18 protein-coding genes are annotated in these 25,245 nt (G+C 41.1%); 12 read left to right on the top strand and 6 right to left on the bottom strand.

What is annotated here, in order from left to right; genetic code table 11:
• Window positions 1-143 precede the first annotated feature (143 nt).
• Window positions 144-407 carry a hypothetical protein gene (locus ACFSFY_RS14325; protein WP_381539176.1) on the bottom strand — a complete coding sequence of 88 codons (264 nt, stop codon included), beginning with the start codon at window positions 405-407 and terminating at the stop codon, window positions 144-146.
• Window positions 408-1,091: 684 nt separating this feature from the next.
• On the opposite strand from ACFSFY_RS14325, the gene ACFSFY_RS14320 reads away from it, so the two are divergent.
• A complete protein-coding gene (locus ACFSFY_RS14320) occupies window positions 1,092-4,574 on the top strand; it encodes a right-handed parallel beta-helix repeat-containing protein (RefSeq protein WP_381539174.1) in 3,483 nt (1,160 codons plus the stop codon).
• A 624-nt stretch (window positions 4,575-5,198) separates the two neighbouring features.
• Here ACFSFY_RS14320 and cysK read toward each other — a convergent pair.
• The 3 genes from cysK to ACFSFY_RS14305 all read right to left on the bottom strand — a co-directional run bounded on the left by cysK (window position 5,199) and on the right by ACFSFY_RS14305 (window position 8,423).
• A complete protein-coding gene (gene cysK / locus ACFSFY_RS14315; protein ID WP_381539172.1) occupies window positions 5,199-6,128 on the bottom strand; it encodes a cysteine synthase A in 930 nt (309 codons plus the stop codon).
• A gap of 337 nt (window positions 6,129-6,465) precedes the next feature.
• Window positions 6,466-7,470, bottom strand: coding sequence for a hypothetical protein (locus ACFSFY_RS14310; protein WP_381539170.1), 1,005 nt, complete (start codon window positions 7,468-7,470; stop codon window positions 6,466-6,468).
• A 467-nt stretch (window positions 7,471-7,937) separates the two neighbouring features.
• Window positions 7,938-8,423, bottom strand: coding sequence for a sigma-70 family RNA polymerase sigma factor (locus ACFSFY_RS14305; protein ID WP_381539168.1), 486 nt, complete (start codon window positions 8,421-8,423; stop codon window positions 7,938-7,940).
• A gap of 551 nt (window positions 8,424-8,974) precedes the next feature.
• Here ACFSFY_RS14305 and ACFSFY_RS14300 point away from each other — a divergent pair.
• Both ACFSFY_RS14300 and ACFSFY_RS14295 read left to right on the top strand, forming a co-directional pair.
• The gene (locus ACFSFY_RS14300; protein ID WP_381539166.1) at window positions 8,975-9,499 is read left to right on the top strand and encodes a competence protein ComK; all 525 of its coding nucleotides are present in this window, start codon (window positions 8,975-8,977) and stop codon (window positions 9,497-9,499) included.
• Window positions 9,500-9,917: 418 nt separating this feature from the next.
• A complete protein-coding gene (locus ACFSFY_RS14295) occupies window positions 9,918-13,832 on the top strand; it encodes a S8 family serine peptidase (protein ID WP_381539164.1) in 3,915 nt (1,304 codons plus the stop codon).
• Window positions 13,833-14,023: 191 nt separating this feature from the next.
• Here ACFSFY_RS14295 and ACFSFY_RS14290 read toward each other — a convergent pair whose 3' ends face one another.
• Window positions 14,024-14,365: a hypothetical protein gene (locus ACFSFY_RS14290; RefSeq protein ID WP_381539162.1), complete on the bottom strand. Its 342-nt coding sequence runs from the start codon at window positions 14,363-14,365 to the stop codon at window positions 14,024-14,026.
• Window positions 14,366-14,663: 298 nt separating this feature from the next.
• Between ACFSFY_RS14290 and ACFSFY_RS14285 the strand changes: the two genes are divergently transcribed.
• The 8 genes from ACFSFY_RS14285 to psiE all read left to right on the top strand — a co-directional run bounded on the left by ACFSFY_RS14285 (window position 14,664) and on the right by psiE (window position 21,444).
• The gene (locus ACFSFY_RS14285) at window positions 14,664-14,885 is read left to right on the top strand and encodes a transcriptional regulator (RefSeq protein ID WP_381539160.1); all 222 of its coding nucleotides are present in this window, start codon (window positions 14,664-14,666) and stop codon (window positions 14,883-14,885) included.
• Window positions 14,886-14,887: 2 nt separating this feature from the next.
• Window positions 14,888-15,211: a YolD-like family protein gene (locus tag ACFSFY_RS14280; RefSeq protein WP_381539158.1), complete on the top strand. Its 324-nt coding sequence runs from the start codon at window positions 14,888-14,890 to the stop codon at window positions 15,209-15,211.
• Window positions 15,212-15,675: 464 nt separating this feature from the next.
• Window positions 15,676-16,098, top strand: coding sequence for a hypothetical protein (locus ACFSFY_RS14275; RefSeq protein WP_381539156.1), 423 nt, complete (start codon window positions 15,676-15,678; stop codon window positions 16,096-16,098).
• A gap of 39 nt (window positions 16,099-16,137) precedes the next feature.
• The gene (locus ACFSFY_RS14270) at window positions 16,138-16,911 is read left to right on the top strand and encodes a hypothetical protein (protein ID WP_381539154.1); all 774 of its coding nucleotides are present in this window, start codon (window positions 16,138-16,140) and stop codon (window positions 16,909-16,911) included.
• 67 nt (window positions 16,912-16,978) lie between these two features.
• A complete protein-coding gene (locus ACFSFY_RS14265) occupies window positions 16,979-17,563 on the top strand; it encodes a hypothetical protein (RefSeq protein ID WP_381539152.1) in 585 nt (194 codons plus the stop codon).
• 414 nt (window positions 17,564-17,977) lie between these two features.
• On the top strand, window positions 17,978-20,137 hold the full coding sequence (locus ACFSFY_RS14260) for a M28 family peptidase (protein ID WP_381539150.1): 2,160 nt from the start codon (window positions 17,978-17,980) through the stop codon (window positions 20,135-20,137).
• 59 nt (window positions 20,138-20,196) lie between these two features.
• Window positions 20,197-20,409 (top strand): hypothetical protein, encoded by a 213-nt coding sequence (locus ACFSFY_RS14255; protein ID WP_381539149.1) that lies wholly within the window; start codon window positions 20,197-20,199, stop codon window positions 20,407-20,409.
• 594 nt (window positions 20,410-21,003) lie between these two features.
• Complete coding sequence (gene psiE / locus ACFSFY_RS14250) at window positions 21,004-21,444, top strand: phosphate-starvation-inducible protein PsiE (RefSeq protein WP_381539147.1); 441 nt, start codon at window positions 21,004-21,006, stop codon at window positions 21,442-21,444.
• A gap of 110 nt (window positions 21,445-21,554) precedes the next feature.
• On the opposite strand, the gene ACFSFY_RS14245 is transcribed toward psiE, so the two are convergent.
• Complete coding sequence (locus tag ACFSFY_RS14245) at window positions 21,555-23,393, bottom strand: sensor domain-containing diguanylate cyclase (protein WP_381539146.1); 1,839 nt, start codon at window positions 23,391-23,393, stop codon at window positions 21,555-21,557.
• A gap of 292 nt (window positions 23,394-23,685) precedes the next feature.
• On the opposite strand from ACFSFY_RS14245, the gene adh reads away from it, so the two are divergent.
• The gene (gene adh / locus ACFSFY_RS14240) at window positions 23,686-25,227 is read left to right on the top strand and encodes an aldehyde dehydrogenase (RefSeq protein ID WP_381539145.1); all 1,542 of its coding nucleotides are present in this window, start codon (window positions 23,686-23,688) and stop codon (window positions 25,225-25,227) included.
• The last annotated feature ends 18 nt before the right edge of the window (window positions 25,228-25,245 follow it).

Raw genomic sequence — 25,245 nt, 5'->3', positions numbered from 1 at the left:
TCTTGCACAGGTACCCCAAAAATTAATCCGCAGTAAAATTGTTCGGGGTTAATTGATTTCCAAAGCATGAATAACTAGAAATAGTAAGAAAGAAGCCACTCATATATGGATATGAGTGGCTTCTTTCTTACGTACTCTAAACGTCAATCACCAACGATACTTAGGCACCAAGTGAAGTTATCCCAAGCGGAATACCAACCGGTGAACAACTCCTGTGAATCATCCCAACGCACTTCGAATTTCTTTTGACCGTCTACCTCAACTACATACAATTCCAACGTATTGTCTTCTTTCGATACTGCTAACTTCATGCCTTTTTGAAGTTCTTCCTCGGTGAACGGTACATCCGAAACCGAACGCAGCTGCGCTTGTTCGAATACCTGCTTGTTAATGATTCTATACTCCATACTAAACCTCCACTAAAACATTTATTCTTTATATGAGCTCATACTTCTTCTGTACATAATAGAACTACAATAGTTCATTTTATATGTATTTGGCTGTGAAATCAAAGATGAATTGATTAGCCCAATTCAATCAACTTTCCATAGAACTTTGTTTCCTTGGTACTGCAATTTACGTACCAGTGCCTCGGCTATACCCTACAGTTACATGTTTATTAAGTATATGGTGAAAGATTCTTCGATTTTGTATGTATATACAATTGGTTGGATTGTTTGTTGCTTTTCTTGCACAGGGCCTCCATACAAATTCTTTCACTTTTTTCAGCACATATTCCGTTGATTGGAGTGCAATGCGGCGACTCTAGCGGGATTAAGCGGGACAGTTGAGACCCCACAGCGGAGCGATAGCGAGCGAGGAGGCTCAACGCCCGCCCAGTAGAAAGCGTCCGCATGGAACGGAAACCAACAGGTTAAGCACAATCCTCTTGAAAAGAACTTTATCCGTATATTCACTGCAACAAGCCGAGTCTTTTTTGCTATCCCCCCTCATTCACAAGCAGTTCTTTGCCCTGTCCCCAAGCTTACTAGTATACTTAATGGATGAAAGCATTTATTCGTATTAAAGTGTTTCGAAAAATACAAAGCATGGAAATCAATTGAATTAATGAATAGAAAGTGGGAAGATACGTGGCGATTATTCAAGTGTCTCAGCGCGAGGGATCCAACTATACAACCATTCAGGCTGCGGTAGAGGGGGCTCTACCGGGAGATACAGTGGAAGTGGATGAAGGCGTTTATTCGGAACATATTACAATCGATAAGCAACTCGTGCTTCGAAGTTCGGAAGGTGAAGCGAGCTCAGTTCGTCTTACGGGAAGTGTTCGTGTCGCAACAACTGAAGAAGTGCGTTTCGAATCGATCACGTTTGGTGGAGACACTGGTCTAGTAGACTGTAGTGTACATATTGAATCGGGAGATGTAACGCTTCACCATTGTCATTTCTTTGAGATTCAAGGAGTTGCTCTACGAGTGGATGCAGCGGCAAAAGTTTCCGCAGAGCATTCGGTTTTTCAAAAAAACATACAAGGGATTGAGGTATTCGGGCGTCTTGCAATGTTCGAATGCATAGTAGAAGACACGATCAAGTCTGCACAAATCAGTGTGCGCGCGGGGGGAGAAGTCGCGATCACTCATTCCGGAATTTTGAGTGGGCAAGAAGAGGGGCTTTATTTGTATGAAAAAGGTCGAGCCACCATTACCAAAAGTTCATTCATCGGAAATCGCGGGGTTCAACTTCGTTTGGAACAAGGCAGTTCGATGGACGTGGAAAGTACGAATTTTTATTTTGGACATGTTCAAGGAATTTATTGTGACGAGTCTAAAGGTGTTCTGAAAAATTGTGTCTTTAAAAACCAAACTCTTGAGCAAGTAGCAATTATGAATGGTTCCCATATCGAAGTTGAGTCTTGTACGTTTGAAAATGGTGAGGCTGAAGGAATGAACGTTAGTGGTTCATCAGTTGAGGTATCCGACTCGCAGTTTAAAAACCAAAAGGGAGACCAAATTTCCTGTAACGAACAAAGCACACTCTTGATTACAAAAACACAGATCCTTTCGGGGGCGTCTAGAGGTATTGTGTCTGGAAATTCCACGTGTACACTCATCGAATCTGAAGTGAAATACAATCAGCTGACGCAACTCTCTGCGTTTACTCAAAGCGTGTTCACGGTTCAGGATTGTGAAATTGAGAGTGGGAACAATAAAGGAGTTTACGTGACGGGTAGTCAAGTGACGATTTCGGATTCTTTAATTAGCCAACATAGCGGTGTACAGATTTTTGCTTCTGAACAATCGGAAGTGATTCTGTCGGCGACTGAAGTAAAGAGTGGGGACAGTGCAGGGATCTTCGCGAAGGAATCCGAGTTGACGGCAGCGAATTGCATCATTTTCGGTCATAAGGGAACGAATATTTTATTAAGCGCAGCGGCTAAAGCAGAACTGACCGATTGTAGAATCTCGACTGGCGATAAGAACGGCATACTTGCAGGTCCTGAAGTCGTTGTTTCACTGGAACGGTCGATTTTGTTTAATCATAAACGACCGCAAATCAGTGCAACGGAATCTGCAAAAGTCTTTATAACGGATTGTGAAATCTATGACGGTAAATCGTCAGGAATCGTCTTCAGTCAGGTGGAGCGTACTGAAGTGACGGGTTCTCGCGTACATGGCCACGGGGATGATCAAATCGTCTTGCAAGATTGTTCGGATGCGGTATTCACTGGGGTGCACGTGATGACTGGGAAGAAGGCTGGATTACGACTCGAGCGTTCGGTTCCAGTTTTGAAGGACTGTTCATTTCAGAACAATGGAGCAGGAGATTTAGTTCGTTGGGATGACAGTGTTCCTGTGCTCACAGGTACAGACGTGCAGGTTCCGCCAATCACGAGTAAATTAGGCGGCAGTGCTGGACATTCTTCTAATGTTGATTCATCAACTACGAATCCGATGAACGATTTCATGAGTGGTTTGAACGGTTTTATTGGACTGGAAGATGTGAAAGACAAAATGCTAGAGTTTAAAAACTTGGCGGAGATCAATCAATTCAAATTAGAGCGTGGAATGAAAGCAAATCCGATGGTAGCGCCCCATATGGTCTTTCAAGGGAATCCGGGCACGGGTAAAACGACAGTCGCTCGGCTCATTGGGAACATTTTTAAGGAACTGGGTTTATTAAAAACAGGCCACGTAACTGAAGTGAAAAGGGAAGATCTTGTTGGAACGCATGTTGGTGAATCGGAAGCACGAACGAAAGTCATTCTTAAGGAAGCTATGGGCGGCGTGCTCTTTATAGACGAGGCGTATACGCTTGCGGCAGGGGGCGGCTCGAGTAATGATTTCGGGAAAAAAGTAATTGAAACGTTGCTTCCGGCAATGGAAAATTCTCGCGGTGAATTCATGGTCATAGCGGCAGGCTATACCGAAGAAATGGATCGTTTCCTAGCGTCTAATCCGGGATTAAAAGATCGTTTTACTGAACAGATAACTTTTCAAGATTATACACCAGATGAGTTGATGCAAATCTTCTTAACTCAGTGTGAAGGAAGCTATGTGCTCACTCCTGCAGCGAAGCAAGCGGTTTACGAGGAGTTCGTGGAACGCTATCGTACGCGGGGTGAAACCTTCAGTAACGCTCGAATGACACGGATTTTATATGATCAAATCGGGCTTGCTCAGTCGATGAGAATTGCGAAACTCCCGCGTGAAGAGTGGACGGAACAAGTACTCACGACGTTTGAAGAACAAGACGTTGTACAAGCGGTAGAGGAGCGCGCGGTGAAGGCGTACGAAGTACCGATCGATGAAGCGCTACTCGCCCATAAACGTGCAGAACTCCATCAGTTTATCGGCCTTGGTTCGGTGAAGGCTGAAATCGATAAGATGATTGAACTCATGAGATACTACAAACGAGAAAATCATTCTACAGAGAAATTGATGAATCACACGCTGTTGGTTGGTAAACCAGGGACTGGTAAAACCGAAGTCGGTCGTGTGCTTGCGGGTATTTATCAAGCGCTTGGATTATTAGAACGAGGCGATCTGATTGAAGTAGATCGCAGTGATTTAGTCGGCAGTCATATTGGTGAAACGGAAAAGCGGACAGCCGGGCTGATTGAAAAGGCGATGGGCAGTGCGTTATTTATTGATGAAGCGTACACACTTGCGAGCGGTGGAGAGAACGACTTCGGGAAAAAAGCAGTGGAAGTGTTGCTGAAAAAAATGTCCGATCGACAAGGCGAGTTCCTATTAATTGCCGCAGGGTACGAAGAAGAAATGAATCGTTTCTTAGACAGCAACCCCGGACTTCGTCGACGTTTCGGACTCACGCTCCATTTTGAAGATTATACACCCGAGGAATTAATGGAGATTACCGACCTCTACAGTAAAGGCTACGGCATAACAGATGAAGCGAAGAGTGCGTTAGTTCGTCACTATGAAGAAATCTATGCGCGTAGAGACAGTACGTTCGGGAATGCCGGTCTTGCGAAAAAGATCGCGAAAGAAATGACGCGTAAAGTCGATTACCGAATGGCTGTGGCGAGCAATAAAGAGAATGGGATTGTACTTGAGAAGGAAATTACGTTGGGTGATTTGGTTTTGTTGGAGAGTTGAAGGGTTTGTTGGAAGAGTGAGGTACCCCGAGAGAATTCAGTCCTTTAGCCAAGAAATCGGCTAGAGGGCTTTTTTTGTTTTTTGTACAGGTACTCCAGACTGATGAAAGGGCGGACATCTTCATCGAAAGAGCGGACATCCGAACAGAAAGAGAGGACAACCCGAAGAAAAGAGCGGACAACCGATGAAAGGGCGGACATCTTTATCAATAGAGCGGACAACCGGAAGAAAAGGGAGGACAACCCGAAGAAAAGAGCGGACAACCGATGAAAGGGCGGACATCTTTATCAATAGAGCGGACAACCGGAAGAAAAGGGAGGACAACCCAATGAATAGAGCGGACATCCGATGAAAGGGCGGACATCTTCATCAAAAGAGCGAACATCCCGAAGAAAAGGGAGGACAACCCAATGAATAGAGCGGACAACCGATGAAAGGGCGGACATCCTCATCAATAGAGCGGACATCCCGAAGAAAAGAGAGGACAACCCAATGAATAGAGAGGACATTCCAAGGAATAGAGAGGACATTCCAAGGAATAGAGCGGACATCCGATGAAAGGGCGGACATCCTCATCAATAGAGCGGACATCCCAAGGGAATTATAGGCCCCCAAAAGAACTAATTAGAAACTAAACAAATCACTTGATAAGTAACGCTCACCGGAATCAGGTGCAATACAAACAACCGTATCACTCGGTGTCAGGCGCTTGGCCACGACTAAAGCGGCGTAGATGGACGCGCCCCCTGAAGGACCTACAAGAATTCCTTCTTGCGTCGCAGTTTTGCGGACAGTTTCATACGCTTCTTCATCTTTAATCTGGAAAATTTCATCATAGATATCGGTGTTTAACACCGGAGGGATAAAGCCCGGACTTGTCCCGACCAGTTTATGCTTCCCAGGTACTCCACCGGAAAGCACCGGCGATCCAGCAGGTTCAACAACATGGACAGTAATACGTGCGTCATGTTCTTTTAGCGCTTCACCAGTTCCAGTCACCGTGCCACCTGTTCCTGACGTACACACAAATGCAGTTGGTGTTCGATTGATAGATGCAAGTGCTTCAATGATTTCGACAGCTGTTGTTGTGCGGTGTGCATTTGGATTGGCTGCATTCTCAAATTGCATTGGTATAAAGCTATTGTCAATTTGCGAAGCCAACTCATTTGCCTTCGCAATCGCCCCTGGCATCCGTTCCTCACTAGGTGTAAGAACAACTTTTGCGCCATATGCCTTCATCAAGTTAATGCGCTCAATCGTTGCATTATCCGGCATAACAAATATCGCCTGATAGCCCCTCGCCGCAGCATTCATTGCCAAACCAATTCCGGTATTGCCGGAAGTCGGTTCAATAATCGTCGCTCCTTCAGTTAGTTTCCCACTTAATTCCGCTTCAACAATCATATTAAAAGCCGCTCTGTCCTTCACGCTTTTACTTGGATTGAAAGACTCCAATTTGACGTAGACCGCAGCGCCATTAGGATCAGCAATTCTATTCAATCTGACCAAAGGTGTATGACCAATCAATTCAGCTATGTTATTCACAACTCTCATCAAAATCATCCTTTCTAATCTCACGTTATCTGTTCATCATAACAAATGAATGCATACAATACCTATCTTTTCAGGTCACAATAAAAAACGGATTTAACAATATGTACAGGTAATCCAGAATAATGAAAGGGCTGACATCTTCATCAAAAGAGCGGACATCCCAAGGAATTTACAAGTACTCCAGACAAGTTGGACCTGGATGATATCAGTCACATTCTAATTGATAGAAACTAGCAGTCAATTGCTATATTCCAATGAAGAAATAGAAAATGCCCTTCAAGCTTTCGCTGGAAGGGCATTTTCTATTGAAACAAACAATCTGTACACGATTTGACACTTACGAAGATGAGTTTGGTGCGGATACCGTATAGTTGCTTTCATCGAATTTCCACGCGGTTTTCTGTTTTCTTCGATAAAGCAAGAATGCCACTGCCAAAAAATACCCCAGCCATTTTGTTTTCTTTCTGGTCAATTCAGCTTCATACAGGGTTGTTCCATCAATAATATAGTACTCGCTATTTAAGAATGAACGGACATAGGGTTCTATTTGAGCAAAGTTTTTTTCGCCAATTTGTTTACTGAACTTATTATTATAATATTCGTCGGAATTATTGTTTATAAAAAACTGTTTTCCGTAATAGCCCGTCAGGCCCGTAGCATAACCGGCCAGCAAAACAATTCCGATGGATAGTAAGACTTGTTTCTTGTTAGAAAGAATATATGCTTTCATAGCAACAACCCTGGAAGTGTACTTCGCATTTATATTAATCTTTTCTTTGAAAATGAAAACAAGTGACATAATTAAACCTATAAAACCAAATAATAGAGCATTTTTTATCGTTAAATCTATTAATATTCCTTCTAAAATCCAACCAGATGAACCAGAACGGTAATGTAATAGTTCTGCCACGCCGGCAATAACCTGTAAATCCAGTTCCTTCCCGCCAAGCTGTTGCATTAAAAGAAGTTTAATCATTTCATCTGTTACTTCATTTGTTCCGCTAAGTTCTTGGGCAATTGCAAGTTGTACCATTTTATAACTAGCACCTGCTGCTGTAAATAGTGCAGTTACAATAAGGACTATAAAGTATGATTGATATTTCTTAAACCATTCTCTGTTAATTGTAAACTTATCAAAATTCTTCATACTGAATTGTTCGTTAGTGGGAGTCTCCTGTTCACTTTCTTCAGAAATACTTTCCAAAGGTTTTAAGAATAAAATTATTAGGATTGCTACCGGTGGTAAAAGAATACCACCAATCAGCCATAATATTGGATTTCTATTCTTTTTGACCGCTATGTAGACTGTTGCTGCAATAACCAAAATAAGTAAGACGCCCATAATGTTCCTCCTGTTTCAGATGCTTTTTAACCCGCTTTAGTTTTAATGAAATCATAATTGTGAGACATTGTATCGCTTGTAAATATGCATATCAATGAATTATTTAAAGTTTCAACGCACCTCAATTTCAATGTAGTCTTAATGGTTTTAAAAATATCTCCTTTTGTTTACCTTCTATTCAGTATATAACCATTATAATAATACAATAGATGCGGTTCTAAAGATACATCTACTTTCAGTTTGAAAAATAGTGTTAGGTACCTGTACATGGAAATATTGAGACAATATACTAAAATTACATATTTATTCGGTATTTGATGAAAAAAGAGTTGGAAATGCATGAATATGCAATTGGTTGTTACTTTTTCATGCACAGATACTCAAAAAGAGCCATTGGAACAGTATCATTCCAATGGCTTTTTATTTTAATCTGATTCTCGTACCCTCTAATTGTTTGTCCCTTCAGCTTACCTCACCAACACCTCCCGCAACTTCTTCAGCATTTTCTGCCTGCGTTTTTTAATGCCGGGAAGCGAAATGGATACCCTCTTTGCGCAATCACCCAAGGACAACCCCTCCACAAAGATCCAGTGAGTGAGCTCTTGTTCAGCTGCTGTCAGTGTTTCAAGTGCTTCGTTTAGCGCATCAGACCACTCAATTTCGACTGGTTCTGCGACTGTGATCAACTCTTCTAGGACTTCATTGTCCATTTGGGTTGTGTTCGTATCAAATATGTTTTCCTTTTTTAATTCATCCAACATGGCTCCGCGAATGCTTCTGTAGGCGAATGGTGTGAAATTTCCTTTCTCTGTATCAAAACGAGTCCATGCTTGCCATAAAGCAACTCTTCCTGTTTGTCTAAAACTTTCCTGGTCACGGTAAATATTGAGAGTGCGGATGGATGCGGATATCATCGGTTCGTACTGTTTCAAAACCTCTTCAAACGTATTCACAACTGCGGCCCTTTCGACCGTGCACGATTCTTTTATTCCCGGGTGCTTTCATCGTAAGTTATCGGGAATGCCGAATCCAATCGTGCTTTGGATGGAATGGAGCGCAATACAAGCGGTTTGGACAGTTAAAACCATCACTATTGAGCCCAATAGTGATGGTTTTAAAGTATTCACAAATGATTTTTATCAAAAAACATTTAAATTGTTGGAAAATTAGGATTTTTGTGGACATATGATATTAATATAGATATAATATTAAGTAAGTACATTTACATAATTAATATACAATATTTGTAATTTTTATTAGTTTAATAGTATGTGGTTATTTAGGTATTTAATACTGTGGGTGACCAAAAAAGGAGTGGGAATTATAAAGCCTATAACTTCGCCTAAGGGGGTGAGTGGGTGGTACTATTGAACAAAAAAAGATCCCCGGGTCTGTCCTGGTAGACAATAAGGACCCGAGGAAATCAGTTGGAGTATACCAACGTACCGTTAGTATACTCCCTAATCCAAAGAAATGACAGAAATAAAATAGGGGAGTTGGAGAAGTGACTTACTGTGATAGCTTGATACTTGAATACGGTGCGACTGTTTTATTACCTATATATGAAAAAGGTATATTATTTACAATGATTCGAATTTCAACTAAAGAAAGAATTGTTGAATTAGGACCTACAAAACTAATCGACCATAATTTAAAGTATTACGGTTCTAGTTTAAGAGGCGCAGGTGATGGTGCTCGAATGATTTTGGGCCGTGGCAATATGTATCCCGTCCTTTTCAATGAAAAAGAACCGCAGTGTTGGTTCCCTAGTAAATCACCGCAAAAAGAGGACTGCATATGGTTTGCACTCCATCAAATCAAGGATTATATCGAAGTAAGTAAGCAAGAAACGAAAGTGACTTTCCGCGATGGAAGTTCGTTCATTATCGACATCAGCAAGGCTTCATTTGATTCCAGAGTTAGTAAAGCTTATAAACTAATCGGCAGGCGTGTGTACAGAACACATGCAACTCAAAACCAAATGGCAGTAGCTGAAACAAATGAGAGCTATAACACTCGGAGAACATAATGAGAATCTAAACGTACATATTCTATTGGCGCAGCACGAATAAAGATTCCAAAAAAATAGCTCCTTCAAGTACTGCCTTTAACGCAGTACTTGAAGGAGCTATTTTTGACCACAGGTACCGGATTTTCAAAGCATATAGGAGTATTCATTTGTCTCAATAAAATCTATAAACAAAGATAAGTAGAAACGAGTACAAAAGAAAATGGGTACATTTATCCGTTACCAACATACACCAATACTCTTAAGGCCTATTTTAAAGGATAGCAAGGACAACCCTTTGAATGATTTTTACTTGAACAGCATAAAACTACTAAATTCTCATTAATATCTTATTACAATTATAGTTTTTATATGCTATCTTCATATTGTTGCACTACTTCAATTAGTGTGAAATGAGTGAGCAAAGGGGAGATGGAATTTGAAGAGGAATCGATCGATGAAGTTTTTCAGTGCATTCCTTGCTTTTGCAATGGTCCTTTCATTGTTATCGCCAATCGCGTCTGCGGCAAATGAAGAACTAGTTTCACAGTTCAAACCGAATCACATTGACGAAAGCATTATGCAACAAAAAGCAGCTATCGCTGAACAACTAGAATTGTTGGGCGGAGAGGCCAGGTTGCACGGGGACCTACAAAGCGTCTCAGGTAATCAGCAAGTAGCAGTTATCGTGCATTTATCCGAAAAATCTGTAGCGCTCCAAAAAGGCATTGCGAAACTTGCGGGCAAAAACTTCACTGCAGCCCAAGAGTCAACAGTTCGGGCGAAAGTAAAAGCTCAGCAGTCAATGTCTAAAAAGGAAATGACAATTAAAAAGATTAGTTTTAAGGCAGGGTACTCATTCGATACAGTACTCAACGGTTTTGCAGTAACAGTCAAAGCAGATGATATTCCTAAACTATTAAAAATAACTGGTGTTACGTTAGTAGAACCAGATACAGAAGTACATGCTTTTCAAGAGCCAAAGCCTACAAAGTCATTTGAGATGAAGAACAAAGAATTGGAAAGTGTAGAAAATACTAAATCCGATCTTATCAAAACAGATGAAATCGAAGCGAAGATGAATACAAGTATTTCATTCTTAGGAATTGAGAAACTTTGGAGAGAAGGATTTGAAGGACAAGGTATCAAAGTCGCAGTTCTTGATACAGGAATTGATGCAAGCCATCCTGAATTTGCGGGAAATTACAAAGGCGGTAAAAACTTTGTACCACATATTGGGAGCGATTATGCACGACCACGCGCTGACAATGACGGATCTGAAACATCACCACTCGATCGTCCAGCAAATCGTCCTGAATTCAACAGTAATGGAAGCGCTTTCTACACTTCACACGGTACGCATGTAGCAGGAACAATTGCTGCAATAGGCAATAATCCATACGGTATCAAAGGAATTGCTCCAAAAGTTGATCTTTACTCGTATCGCGTATTAGGTGCTTACGGCAGTGGATCTACTTCAGGAATTATCAAAGCAATTGATACAGCGGTAATTGAAAAGATGGACGTTATCAACCTATCACTAGGTGGCGGCGCAAACTCTGAAACAGATGGCGGTTCATTCGCTATTAATAACGCAATGCTTGCAGGAACAATTGCAGCAATCGCAACAGGTAACTCTGGACCAAAACGCGGAACAATGGGAACTCCATCGACTGCTAGACTTGGTATCGCGGTTGGTAATACAACGAATCCAGAAGTGAAACACAACGGTAAAGTAACAATCGCAGCAGGAAGTTATCAGTATGCTAAACAATTAAATCTTATGGCAACAACATTCGGAAAAAATCTTGAAACTGGGCTTCAAGGTGAATTCGAACTAGTCGCAGTACCAGGAAACGGTAAAGCAACAGATTATACCGGCATCGACGTTGCGGGCAAAGTTGCATTGATTTCACGAGGAGAAATTGCCTTTGTGGATAAAATCGCATTTGCTAAGGAAAACGGTGCAATTGCAACAATTATTCACAATTTCGCTGGAGGGTCTAACGCTCCGGGAGAATCAGGCACATTCTTAGGCGATTCATTTGAATTCATCCCAACATTTGATATGTCCGTTACGGATGCAACTGAAATTCGCGCAACGCTTCAAACTGAACAAGCAACAATTAGTTTCGGATCGTTTGCATCAGCGTCAACAACTGGCGATGAAGTCAATGATTCAAGTTCACGTGGACCTTCCACACCGAACTTTGACATCAAACCAGACGTTAGTGCACCTGGAACGAACATAATGTCATCCATTCCTCAATACGGAGCGGATTTCCCAGATGCGAAATACGACCAATCGTATGACCGATTCACAGGAACTTCTATGGCAACACCGCATATCGCAGGAATTGCAGCACTCGTTAAACAGGCGAATCCTAGTTGGAACGCTTTCGACGTTAAAGTCGCACTTTCTAACACGGCAAAACTGTTGGATACAGCTAAGTATGACGTCTTCTCACAAGGAGCTGGACGAGTTGATGCATATGCAGCAGCGCATCCAAGTGCGCTGGCATATGCAATTGATACAGCGAACAACAATGGGGTAGTAGTTGAAAACCTTAAAGGGACAGTAACATTTGGTCCTCAATCACTCGCAAATAACGTAACAGTGACAAAGCAAATTCGAGTAAAAGACATGAAAGGAACAGGCGGATCTTATGCTGTTTCAGTCGATGTCAAAAAAGCATTCGGAGACGCAACACTGACAATTGATAAGCCATCCTTTAATTTGGCTGGCGAAGAGCTATTGACTGTCACGCTGACAGCATCCAAAAATGCTAACGTGAAAACGGGAGATGAATTCCTTGGATACATCCATATTACAGGTGGAGAAACCGAGATTTCATTACCATTTGCAGCTGATTTCGGTGGGGCGGCAGCGGTTGAATTCAAAGACTTCAAAATCACTGAAACAGATCTTTCATTTAATGGAGATGGCGTTAAAGACTCAGCTCTCCTGTCTTTCACATTAACGGGAGGCGTTACGACGAACTATATTGAACTTTGGGATATCATGAATCCGGCAGGTGGAGAATTTGCTGACGGCTACATCGGCTATCTTCATGCAGGTTCATCTCTTGCAGCAGGTTCTTACACACTAAACGTGGCTGGCAAGTACACCCCGTGGACTACAGGAGCAAAGATAACGGATATTCCTGATGGATTATACACAATCGATTTCTCAGGTAAAACTGTTTCTGGAAACCCTGCAACTGTCGGTGGATATGTCGGGCCAGTCGTCGTTAAGTCTACAGCAGGCAAGATCGAAGGAACACTGGAAGGCACAAAAGTAACAGGTAAAGTGGTTGATAAATACATTGACTACAACATCGAATTAGAGAAATACGGTTTAGATTACGCACTTAACACAAAACTCAAAGCAACATACGAAGTACTTGAAAATGAAGTTGTTACAAAAACAGGCGACATCACATTGGAGCCAGACGGGACATTTGCATTTGATACAGGTGCGTTGAATAAAGGCGCTACCGTCAATGTGAAATACATTGATGCGGGTGGCAATAAAGCCCAGCAACTCTTAGAATCAGACGGCACATCCATTGAATACAAGGTTGATCACGAAGAACTTTCACTTAAAGTCGGTGAAACAGCACAGCTAAAAGTAACTGAAATAACAACAAAAACGGATGGCACAATAGAAGAAAAAGACGTTACAGCAGAAGCAACATTCGCTTCATCAGACGATACAATTGCTACTGTTGAAGGTTCGACGGTGACAGCAGTTGCAGCAGGAGAAACAATAATTACAGTCACACATCCAAAATTCACAACAACGGTGACAGCAATCGTTGAGCCAAATATGCAAAAAGTTGTTATCTCTGAAGCTGATGTTGCGGCATTTATTAACGATAAAAAAGCAAAACAAATCATAATTTCTGTACCGACATACGACAAAGAAATTGCAATCGAGTTCAGCGAAACAGTACTATCTCAAATTGTGAAATCGAAAAAAGCGCTCCTCTTCACTTCGAACGGTACAACAATCGAATTTGAAGATGACGCTGCAAAAGAGTTGTTTAACAAAACAGGCGGAAACGTAACAATTATCCTAGGTAAAGCAGTAAGCGCGACACACGCAGAAGCACTTTCTGAAGAAATCTCAATCTCAATCTACAAAGGATTCGGAGAGTCGAAGCAAAGCGTAACAACACTTAAAGAAGAAATTACAATTACAATCCAAATCGACGATTCGCAACTCGCGAAAAATGCCAAAGTAGAAGTACTAGACCTTAGCACGAATAAAACACTAAAAGCTAAAGCGAAAAAAGGCAACGTCGAATTCGAAACAAAACCAACAGGAACATTCATCGTGATTAAAAAGTAATGAAAATGGACTTTCAAGAGTTATTCCTTGAAAGTCCATTTTTTTTGCGATTACTTGAAAGTGTCCTTACAATACACAAAAATCATGTTTTTTATCAGATATATGCTGAAGAACACATGGGATTTGTATGTATTTTTTTCTTTACTCATTCGTTGATTTTAACGTACAAATTCACTGGAAAAAGACGAACTTTAATTGAGAAGGATAGGACTCCAGTGCGTCGATTCAAAATCATGTTCTCTTTGCATCATTAACAGCTCGATTGCGGTTAGTTTAGGAAGCCGGTTTGCGAATGAGACTGCAGACTCATAAGTTGGAAGAGCAAATGCCGCAAGGTCGTGGTCAAAAATCTCTTCATCATTTTCCTGTCTCGACGAATACACCCTCACAATATAGCCTTCAGCAACCGCAGACAAATCATGAATTAGGATGAGTACGCTCGGCCCGTCACTATTGGAACTATGTAACACATTGTGAACTTGATAGTGTTCGGGTCCTTCTTCGGGCAATTCGATTTTGAGATTGTCATTCATCATATACATCCTCTACATATCATTCTATTTTGAATAATAAATCTATTGATATAAGTACTATTATCTCACAATGATTCTAAAATACTAGGTGCATTTGAGTGTTTTGTGGATAAAGTTCAATTTTTAATTTTAGATGCTTTTGCACGAAACCATTCCGACAATACAAGTACATATTTATTAAGCAAATGCTGAAAAACGTGTTGAACTTGTATGTAAATACAATTGGTTCTTGCCTTTTTAATTCGCTTGTAATGCGAACGTGTATTCTGTATAATGAATAGTAAGGGAGGGAACGGGTGTGCGTAATCAGCTAATCAAATCTTTGGAGTATAAACAATCTCTGGATATGATGTACATGGCGAAAGACGGTTCTATAAGTAAAAGGCGAATTAATGTGCTGCAGGTCGGTGAACATTCATTTCGAGCGTATTGTTTTCTACGACAATCAAAACGAACCTTTACAATCGATAACGTCTTGGCACTTGTTCCCCTCATCCGGAAAGAAAGCATGGTGATTTAATGTTGAAAAACAACAAAGACCGTGGAAGTATTAAATGGACTGCGATGATGTTGCCAGAACATATCGTGAAACTTCGCGATTGGATGGATGAAGATGAATACATTGACCGACCAGAGCTCAATGATTTCGATCTTCAATTAATCCAACAAGAAATTGATATCGCTTATAAAAGTAAATGCGAAACGCTTATCAAAACTTGGAAGTCCGGAAAAATAACAGAACACCAAGGTATCATAGAAGATATTGATGTACGGTTGATGATCATTACTCTGAAAAGCACAAACGCGACTGTGAAAATCCCAGTAAAAGAAGTAATTAGTCTTTAAAGAAATTTATAAAGGTGTTTGAATTTGTATGTACCACCATTTGTAGTGCTTTCGTTCTAGTCATTAGAGAACTGTGTATGAAAGTGATTGTTCTATAAAGCCTGGTTCCTTACACTAACGATACTAATTTATTAAAACAGGCAACGTTCAGATTTATATCTGAACGTTGCCTGTTTTTTAGTAATTCTATTCCTATCTTTTCAGAAAGAAATAGATTATCAATAATTGTTCCCCGACCCATCACGGGGGTATTTATACATGGATTCATTCAATAGAATAATGGACATGGTACGAAAGTGTAAGGTCATGGTAGACCAACGAACACTGAAGAGTACACTAAAGAGTGATGTTTGCGAATGGAATGGAACCTATACTAAGAGAAGTTACAAAACGTTATAAAACCGAAAAGTACTGGAGGAGATTCTTTTATAAAAGGTTTGAAAATTACTAAAGAGGTGTTCGTAATGAAAAAAGTTCTAGGAATTATTCTACTGTTTTCATTCTTAATAAGTGCAGGAACAATTTACGCAAGTGGAAACTCGGGGCAAAATCTTTCGGACTGGTATAAGAAAGCATTTCAGACAGAGAGTGAAAAATTGGGGGCAACTTCTGCAACCGGCATGGTATTGGTCTTCAAAGAGGTCAATCTTTTAGTGGAGGAAACAAAAAAAAGCATTGAAGACGCATTGACAAGTTTCCGCGACATCAAGGTGAAAGAGGCGGAGTCTGGCATCGAAAAGTATCGAGCTGAAACGATCAGTAGTCTGAATGCTACAGTTACCGAACTTGAAAACGTAAACTTCGATGATTACGTGGACAAGCTGAACATAAATGCACAAATTGATAAAGATTTTGAACAGATGATAGAAGACGTATTCAGCGATTAAGCACTCATACAAACCAATATGATAAAAGGGGATATTTAAATGATCAAAACACTTAAAGGGAAACTAGTAGCAGGAACATTGGTATTTGGACTTGTAGCAGGAACTGGGGTAGCGTTTGGTGCAACTGACGCAGGAACGAACTTGAAAGCGTGGTATGATGTGCAGTTTGGAAAGGCATCTGCTTCAATAGAAACCGAAGTTGCAACTTACGCGGGTAGTAAAGTCCCGGGATTAGTAGCTGAATATAACGGACTGAAATCAGATGCAACAGATAGCATTAATGAAAAAGGTGAATTCGTAGCTGGCGTAGCAAGTGGTAATATTGATGCTAAGAGCCGTGAACACATAGATGCAATAAAAGAAGAACAAGCACATATCAACACGTATCTGTCCGGTCAGTTTGATAGCTTATCAACCTTTGCTAGCGGTTTAATTAATCAGGCTGGTGTAGATGCCATTAAATATGCAAAAGGTGATTTAGGGAAATATACGGGGGATGCAGGAAAAACTGCGAAAGAAAAAGTTGAAACTGATGTGAATGCAGTAACTGCTCAAGCCATTAAAGATCTGGAAGATACAATCAATGAGGCGAAAGAACAACTTCAAGGTCAATTGGATAAAGAAACAGGTTTAACGGTTACTGAAATTAAAGGTTTAATAGATGCGAAAATCATTGAGCTTCGTACTAAAATTACTACTATGAAAAATGCTTTAGTAAAAGATCAGGAAAAAATTATCACAATGACAGCAAAAGCACTTCAAATTGCTGCTGAAAAGGCAATGCAGGATTTGGTAAATGGCATTAATAAATAAGTACTAATACCCAATAAGGACCTCATCCAGTGAGGTCCTTATTGTTTTAAATGGAGGTGTACCTATATTGAGCAACAGTTTTAAAAAGATAGGTCTATTACTCGGCTCTCTTCTGTTAATGATTGGTCTAGGAAGTGGAATGGATAATGCTTTTGCTGGACAAGATGCTGAGAGTTCATTAATAAATTGGTTTGGAGCCAAAAGGACGGCATCTGAGCATGAGATAGCCAATGTAATTACTGCGGAAAAGGATCGACTTATGGGCGAACTGAAAATCGCTTTACAGGGAGAAAAACAACGGGCAGAAGAAGAGTTAGCAGCTTTTACCGAAAATGAAAAACGGATACGGACGGCTGCACTACAAGAATATGCCGCTGCTTTAATAGAGAATATGGAAACCGATCTTACCGAAGAAAAAGAGGCAATCATCGCAGACCTAGATGCGAAGCATAATCAAGCAATCAAAGACTTGGAGAAAAAAATCACTCCTACGAAGCCAATTGCGGTACCGGAGGCGGAAGCAAAACCAGATACAACACCGGTACCTGAAGCGGGTACACAACCAGTGTTACCATCTGAACCAGATGCAGAAACGGAACCCTCGGTGGTACCTGAACCTTTACCCGAAACGATTCCAGAATCAGCGTTATAAAACTAGAAAGCTCCTTATTCATTCCAAGCGAATGGGCAAGGAGTTTTTTGTATTTAATTTTAGGTGCCTATATATTTTTTGTTGTTTCTTACACAGATACCAATATAAAAAAAGCCCCATAGAGATTTCGCCCTATAGGAATTACCTTATTAATGGGGTGAAGAACATGCTTCACACTAAAAATCTGTACTTCCACCGTTTATAATTGGGAGTTTGATGAAAAATGTAGTTCCCAGACCCAATTTTGTTTCAAACTAATTACACACAATTGTTTGTACTTTTTTTGATTAATGTAGATACTCCATCTATTCATCTGTCCCTCCATAAAGTTAGTTGAAAATAAGTATTGCTAATTGTTCATTTATATCGTTTAATTAGCTAGTTGGAGTAAAAAAGAGAATAGGACTGTGATCAATGAAAAGACTTATGAAAACCTTGATTTTGTCGATGGTAATCGGCATTTCATTAGCAGGATGTACGCAAAAAGAAGAAGCCACTGAAGTGAAGAAAGAGAAAGTGGAGGATGTAAAAGTTGTTCCTTTAGTAGATGAAAAAGAAAATTACCTTTCTGCGGTTGATGTGGAATATGCTTTCGAATTCGCAAAGAGTTTGGAACAATTCAAGTCGAATGAGAAGCTTGGATTCCGCACTGCAGGATCGGTTGCAGAAATAGAAACCGGTGAACACATCGGTGAAGAAATGAAGAAAATTGGCCTTGTCGAAGTGACAAAAGATGAGTTCACGGTAGATACGTGGGAGTTTGAAAAAGCGGATCTCACGTTTACAGATGCGAACGGTGAAGAACATTTAGCTGTCCTCGGTGCGTATCAAGTGAATTTTGATACGGAAGGCGTAAAAGAACTTGAGGTAATCTACGCGGGTAAGGGAACTGCGGCTGATTTAGAAGGACTGGATATCGAAGGTAAACTCGTTTTAGTCGATATTAATCAGCGTGAAGAATGGTGGGTCAATTATCCGGCTTATCAGGCACATGTAAAAGGAGCAGCTGGAGTCATTACCGTACAAGAAGCGGGTTATGGTGAAGTGGATCCTGATGCTCTCAATGCACAAGACATTTGTGGACCGGATGACGCACCCGCATTTTCGATGTCGCAAACAGATGCAAAGGGTTTGAAAGAAGCACTTGAAGCCAATGGAAATTCGTTGACAGTGAAGTTCGATGCAAAATCGACTGTGACAATGGATGGAAAAACGTATAATTACTACGGTAAAATCATTGGGAAAGATCCGGAATCGTATATTATTTTATCGGGCCATTATGATTCGTATTTTGCTGGATTTCAAGACGACAACGCGGCAATCGGTCTTATGATGGGCGTTGCAAAAGGTTTGATTGACAGTGGATATCAACCTGAAAAAACTATTATATTTAACGCGCTCGCGGCGGAAGAATGGGGCGTTTCGAACACCCGGTACGATTGGTCGACAGGGGCATACAACCAAATCTTCAACATCCATCCTGAATGGGTAGGAAAAGCATTTGCGAATATGAACTTTGAGATGCCGGCGTATGAACATACAACGCAAGATGAGATTCGTTCGGTTTATGAATTGAACAGTTATTTGACAGAGTTTGCGAAAGATGTACCACGGCTGTCTGAAGTGTATAATGACGGAATTTCAGTTGTATCTCCACTTCGTACATGGTCGGATGACTTTTCGTTTGGAATCGCTGGTGTTCCAGCACTTCGGAATGATTTCCAGGACAGTGAATTCATGCACTCGCATTATCATTCCCAGTTCGATAGTGAAGATGCGTTCAATGCACATGCACTTCAGTTCCACTTGAATTTATATGGACTGTTGACGATGCATTACGATACAACTGCAGTCGTTCCACTTGATTTCACGATGCGTTTGAACGCGTTGAAAGAGGAAGTAGACGCAACTGTATTTGAAGAAGCAGGTGTTTCTTCGGATGAATTAATTGCAGAAATCGATCGAGTTCTTGCGATTACTAAAGAGGTAAATGGAAACGTAGCTCAGGTGAATGCAGATTATTCAGCTGCTCTTTCAAAAGGAGATACAGACGCTGCTCAGAAATTGTATGAGGAAAGCCGAGAATTGAACAGCGGATTGCTCGCTGCATTCAAGTATGCGGAGGATCAATTTGTACGTTTAACATGGGAAGACGAACAGATTTTCCCGCATGAACATGCACAAAACAACATCGAAAATTTAGCTGCATCGATTGAAGCATTAAGCAAAGGCGATATCACTACTCCGTTAGACGAGCATTTATACGCAATCGATAACAACTGGTACGCATATGACTTCGATAAAGAAGTCTTCACATACTTCACAGATTACGTACTAAAAGCACCTAAAGAAAAACTCATGTGGGGCGAAGGAAGAATCGTCGACCACGAAGACTTATTCGATACGATTCATTCATTGAAAGCGAAAAGTGAGCAAGCGGATGCCGATGTTTCCACAGAAATTGAAACATTAAAAGGCGCACTCGAAAGACAAATTAAGTTACTGAATACAACGGTGATGGATGAAACAGAGAGTGTTGGAAAACTTGGTGAGTTATTGAGTGAGTTGAAGTAAGGTAAGTGGATGTAAATGAAAGTCTTCCAGCCGAGTGATTGGCTGGGGGGCTTTTTTTGTTGGATGGGTACTCGACATTTGATGAGAGAGAGAGGACATCTTTATCAAAAGAGATGACATTCGGACGGCAAGGGAGGACAAACCTGGGAATAGAGAGGACATCCCGTGGAAGGGAGGACATCTTCATCAAAAGAGATGACATCCGGACGGCAAGGGAGGACATCCGGACAACAAGAGAGGACAAACCTGAGAAAAGAGCGGACATCCCATGAAAGGGAGGACATCTTTATCAAAAGAGAAGACATCCGGACGGCATGGGAGGACATCATCATCAAAAGAGATGACATCCGGACAACAAGAGAGGACAAACCTGAGAAAAGAGCGGACATCCCATGAAAGGGAGGACATCATCATCAAAAGAGATGAGATCCGAACAGCAAGAGAGGACAAACCTGAGAAAAGAGCGGACATCCCATGAAAGAGAGGACATCATCATCAAAAGAGATGACATCCGGACAACAAGGGAGGACAAACCTGAGAAAAGAGCGGACATCCCATGAAAGGGAGGACATCTCTATCAAGAGAGATGACATCCGAACAACAAGAGAGGACAAACCTGAGAAAAGAGCGGACATCCCATGAAAGGGAGGACATCTTCATCAAAAGAGATGACATCCGGACAGCAAGAGCGGACAAACCTGAGAAAAGAGCGGACATCCCATGAAAGGGAGGACATCACCATCAAAAGGAAAGACATTCGCGCAATCGAAGTTTAAAAATGTGAGAGCTGACCGATATTCTTAAAAGAGTGAGGTACGGTATAATGATAAAGACATTTACTTATACCATCGAAAGGGGGAGCTCCTATGCTGAAGAAAAAGTATGCACATGCTTTACATGTCTTTCCTAAAGCCTTACAAATCTTTTTGAATATTATGCTCGTTATTCTCGCACTTATTTTGTCTGTTGTATTAATTAAAGAATTATTTGTCTTTGGGCGTCTTTTGTTAGTTGGTGATCAGACGGACTATAATGCTTACTTGGCGAATATTCTAATCTTCTTTTTATATTTTGAATTTATCGCGATGATTGTTAAGTATTTTGAAGAAGAATATCATTTCCCGCTTCGTTATTTCATTTATATCGGCATCACTGCGATGGTACGATTAGTCATTGTGGATCATGATCATCCCACTCACACATTAATTTATTCCTTTGTCATTCTCATTTTAATTGTTGGGTATTTTATCATCAATATGACACCACGTGATCGACCGGATAGTAAATGGTATTTTAAAAAGCAATAGAACGAGATTTCAAATATTGGGTATATGGTCTTCCAAATAAAAAACAGCCAAGCACCGGGTCTTCCACGGTTGCTTGGCTGTTTTTGCGTCCTTGATTGAGCATCACTCTACTATTTACGAAGAAGTGGATCGGATTCAGACTGTAAAGTTTCTTCGCCCTGCCCAATCTTGATGAACTCGACACGATTTCTGCCGTTCTCTTTTGCGGCATATAGGGCTTTGTCACTTCGCGATATGAGGGAGCGTAGCGTATCACTCGATATTTGGGAAGCGACTCCGAAGCTTGCGGTTTTATGACCTACTTCCTCGAAAGGATGATCTGCCAGTGTTGTTCGGATTTTTTCGGCAAGTCGTAAAGCATCTTCCAAAGTTGTCGAAGGGCATATGACGAGAAATTCTTCACCGCCCCAGCGTCCAATCGTATCGGAGTCGCGGACGGATGCTTGAAAGAGCTTCGCAGTTTCCACCAATACAGAATCGCCGACTTGATGACCGAACGTATCGTTGACGTTTTTAAAATAATCGAGATCGATCAGTATGATGGATAAAGGAATTCCTTCTATTTGAGAGCGCTTGAACTCGCTTTCCATTACATGGTCCAGCAGCATGCGGTTCGGTATTTTTGTAAGGCGATCTGTGTTTGCCAGATGCTCCAGCTCCACCTGGATTTTTTTGAGTTGTTCTGTCCGCTCCAGTACTTTGTTTTCAAGTGTTTCATTTAACTCGGCTTGGGTTCGTCGATTGTCTTTCATAATCAAGGTAATCTTATCCGCCAAAGCAAACGAGAGAATCAAAGCTTCAAACATTGCGCTGTACGCAGGTATTTCTTCAAAAACTGCGAGTGACAGTGGCATAAATCCGAGCATGACCAATGCTTGAATCATCATGGAGAAGAGTAAAAAGCTCCAGCCTAACAGATAAAATCGAGCGGATTTATGGCCTTTCAACAAGAGTCGTAAACCTGAAATCCAGAGGAAAACTAGGACGAACAGAGCCATAGTTGTAATGAATAGATCCGTAAAGTATTGGCCAACACCTGCAAATAAAGCGATTGTCGATAAAAAGGCTAGCCCAATTGCGATATTCAGCACCCGATTGCTTCTTGGCAGATGGTGTTTGATTTCCAAAAATTCCTTGCCGAATAAAATCATGGCGACAATCATCAGATTACAGCTGAAGCCAAGTGTTTTTGTCAGCAGCCAAGGAGAGGCAATGTGCCCGAACAGCTGGACGTCGAATGAATTCATAGTGGCCTGGTAGAGCATAAAGCTGAACATATAGAGTGTGTAGTATAAATAAGATCGTTCTCTGAAAGAAAAGAATAGGAATAGGTTGTACAGAGCCAAAGCGAGTAGAAAACCATAAAAAGTACCCGAATAAAATTTGTAAGAAAGAACGTTCTCTATGAAACTGTTATTGGAATACAGTTTAGTGAAAATGGTCAAAGGCAGTTGGCCGTTCAGCTGCAAATAGAGTTCTTTTACCTCAGGGCCGTCTATAGGGAAAAGTAGGGAAGGATAGGGAAAAGGCTGGTTCTGTAAGTTGAACAGGCCACTTTCATAGGACTCGTAGGATCCGTCTTCATTCACAGCATAAACTGTAAGGAATTCAATTTTGTCGTTGTATTCCAACCAATGCATCTGTTCGTGATCTGTTATGAGGTCGTCTGCATTTAATTTCAGCCAGATCGTATCATCTGTATGTAAGAAAGATAAGTATTTTTCGGTACTGGGTGTGAAGGAAGAATTATAAGTGCCTTCAATCAAATCTTCAATTGTAATGGAATTCGTAGAATCCCTCAAAATTTCATAATACATACCTAAATCGTGTGTATCTGTAGATGCATTTTCATGAACTGTGCCGATTGCGGGAGCATGGTAGACGAAAGGTAGGAGGAAAACCATGACGAATAAGGGGAACAGTAACTGTCTGTGTTTTTTGGGAATCATGGTCATTTTTCCACCCGCTTTCAATTTTGTGGCATTTGTTGGACATATTATACCATAAAATGAATGAATTGAGATAGAATATTTAGTCACTTCATCCTATAAGATATTTCAGATGTCTGTCCAACATACTTCTCGTTTATCCAATCGTTATTTTTAGTAAAAAAATTGTCGAAAGATTAGTCCTTTAAATAGTTGAACTATTCCATCTAATCTGTCAGAATAAGAGGTACGTAGTTTGTAAGCGCATACATCGTGTGTTTTGCGCAGAAATAGAAAAAAGGAGGAAGATAGAATGGTCCAAACGGTTGAAAATCCAGTATTCGCATTTCCAAATACCGAAGGAGCAAAGGTGAACTTCAAGGAACGGTACGAGAACTTCATTGGCGGTAAGTGGACGGCTCCTGTAAACGGGGAATACTTTGACAATCCGACACCTGTAACCGGCAAGGTATTTACACAAGTAGCACGCTCGACTGCAGAGGATATTGAACTTGCACTGGATGCTGCGCATGCGGCAAAAGATGCGTGGGGAAAGACATCTGTAACAGAACGCTCTAATATTCTACTGAAAATAGCTGATCGAATGGAGCAGAACTTAGAGATGTTGGCTGTTGCTGAAACATGGGACAATGGAAAAGCCGTTCGTGAAACGTTAAATGCGGACATGCCACTTGCAATTGACCACTTCCGCTATTTTGCGGGTGCGATTCGAGCACAAGAAGGCGGCGTGAGCCAAATTGATAACGATACTGTGGCGTATCATTTCCATGAGCCGATTGGTGTAGTGGGACAAATTATCCCGTGGAATTTCCCAATTCTAATGGCCGTTTGGAAGCTTGCACCAGCACTGGCAGCTGGAAATTGTGTCGTGCTGAAGCCTGCTGAACAAACACCTGCATCCATCTTGGTTCTTATTGAGCTCATCGAAGATTTATTGCCAGCTGGCGTTCTTAATGTTGTGAATGGTTTTGGACTTGAAGCGGGTAAACCACTGGCGTCAAGCTCGCGCATTGGAAAAATCGCATTTACAGGTGAAACAACAACGGGGCGTCTCATTATGCAGTATGCGTCACAAAATGCAATTCCTGTAACGCTTGAACTCGGTGGGAAGTCACCCAATATTTTCTTCGAAGACATTATGGATGAAGACGATGCGTTTTTTGATAAAGCGGTTGAAGGATTTGTCATGTTTGCACTCAACCAAGGGGAAGTGTGTACATGTCCATCCCGTGCTTTAATACAGGAATCGATTTACGATAAATTCATGGAACGTGCATTAGAGCGAGTCGAAGCGATTAAAATCGGTAATCCACTTGATCCGACGGTTATGATGGGCGCCCAAGCATCTACTGAACAATTGGAAAAGATATTATCCTATCTGGATGTGGGTAAACAAGAGGGAGCGGAATGCTTAACAGGCGGCGCGCAAAACAACTTGGAAGGTGAACTTTCCGGCGGTTATTATGTTCAACCGACTGTATTTAAAGGGAACAATAAAATGCGTATTTTCCAAGAAGAAATTTTTGGACCGGTTGTTTCTGTCACGACATTCAAAACGAAAGAAGAAGCACTTGAAATTGCGAATGACACATTATACGGTTTAGGCTCTGGTATTTGGACACGAGATATGAACACTGCGTACCGTTTTGGCCGCGGTATTCAAGCAGGTCGCGTTTGGACAAATTGCTACCATGTCTATCCGGCACACGCTGCATTTGGAGGGTATAAAGCATCAGGTGTAGGACGCGAAAACCACTTAATGATGTTGAGCCATTACCAACAAACAAAAAATATGCTTGTAAGTTACAACGAAAACAAACAGGGCTTCTTTTAAACAAAAGGAGGAAAGTGT

It is taken from the genome of Sporosarcina siberiensis (genome assembly GCF_042681925.1).
In the GTDB taxonomy this organism is placed as follows: Bacteria; Bacillota; Bacilli; order Bacillales_A; family Planococcaceae; genus Sporosarcina; species Sporosarcina siberiensis.
The sequence above is the reverse complement of the archived record's forward strand: the minus strand, read 5'-3'. Positions and strand labels throughout refer to the sequence as shown.

Coding starts and splice junctions, on each gene's coding strand:
- ACFSFY_RS14325 (WP_381539176.1), bottom strand. CDS start 407: ATGGAGTATAGAATCATTAACAAGCAGGTATTCGAACAAGCGCAGCTG.
- cysK (WP_381539172.1), bottom strand. CDS start 6,128: ATGAGAGTTGTGAATAACATAGCTGAATTGATTGGTCATACACCTTTG.
- ACFSFY_RS14310 (WP_381539170.1), bottom strand. CDS start 7,470: ATGGGCGTCTTACTTATTTTGGTTATTGCAGCAACAGTCTACATAGCG.
- ACFSFY_RS14290 (WP_381539162.1), bottom strand. CDS start 14,365: ATGAATGACAATCTCAAAATCGAATTGCCCGAAGAAGGACCCGAACAC.
- ACFSFY_RS14275 (WP_381539156.1), top strand. CDS start 15,676: ATGAAAAAAGTTCTAGGAATTATTCTACTGTTTTCATTCTTAATAAGT.
- ACFSFY_RS14270 (WP_381539154.1), top strand. CDS start 16,138: ATGATCAAAACACTTAAAGGGAAACTAGTAGCAGGAACATTGGTATTT.
- ACFSFY_RS14260 (WP_381539150.1), top strand. CDS start 17,978: ATGAAAAGACTTATGAAAACCTTGATTTTGTCGATGGTAATCGGCATT.
- psiE (WP_381539147.1), top strand. CDS start 21,004: ATGCTGAAGAAAAAGTATGCACATGCTTTACATGTCTTTCCTAAAGCC.
- ACFSFY_RS14245 (WP_381539146.1), bottom strand. CDS start 23,393: ATGATTCCCAAAAAACACAGACAGTTACTGTTCCCCTTATTCGTCATG.
- adh (WP_381539145.1), top strand. CDS start 23,686: ATGGTCCAAACGGTTGAAAATCCAGTATTCGCATTTCCAAATACCGAA.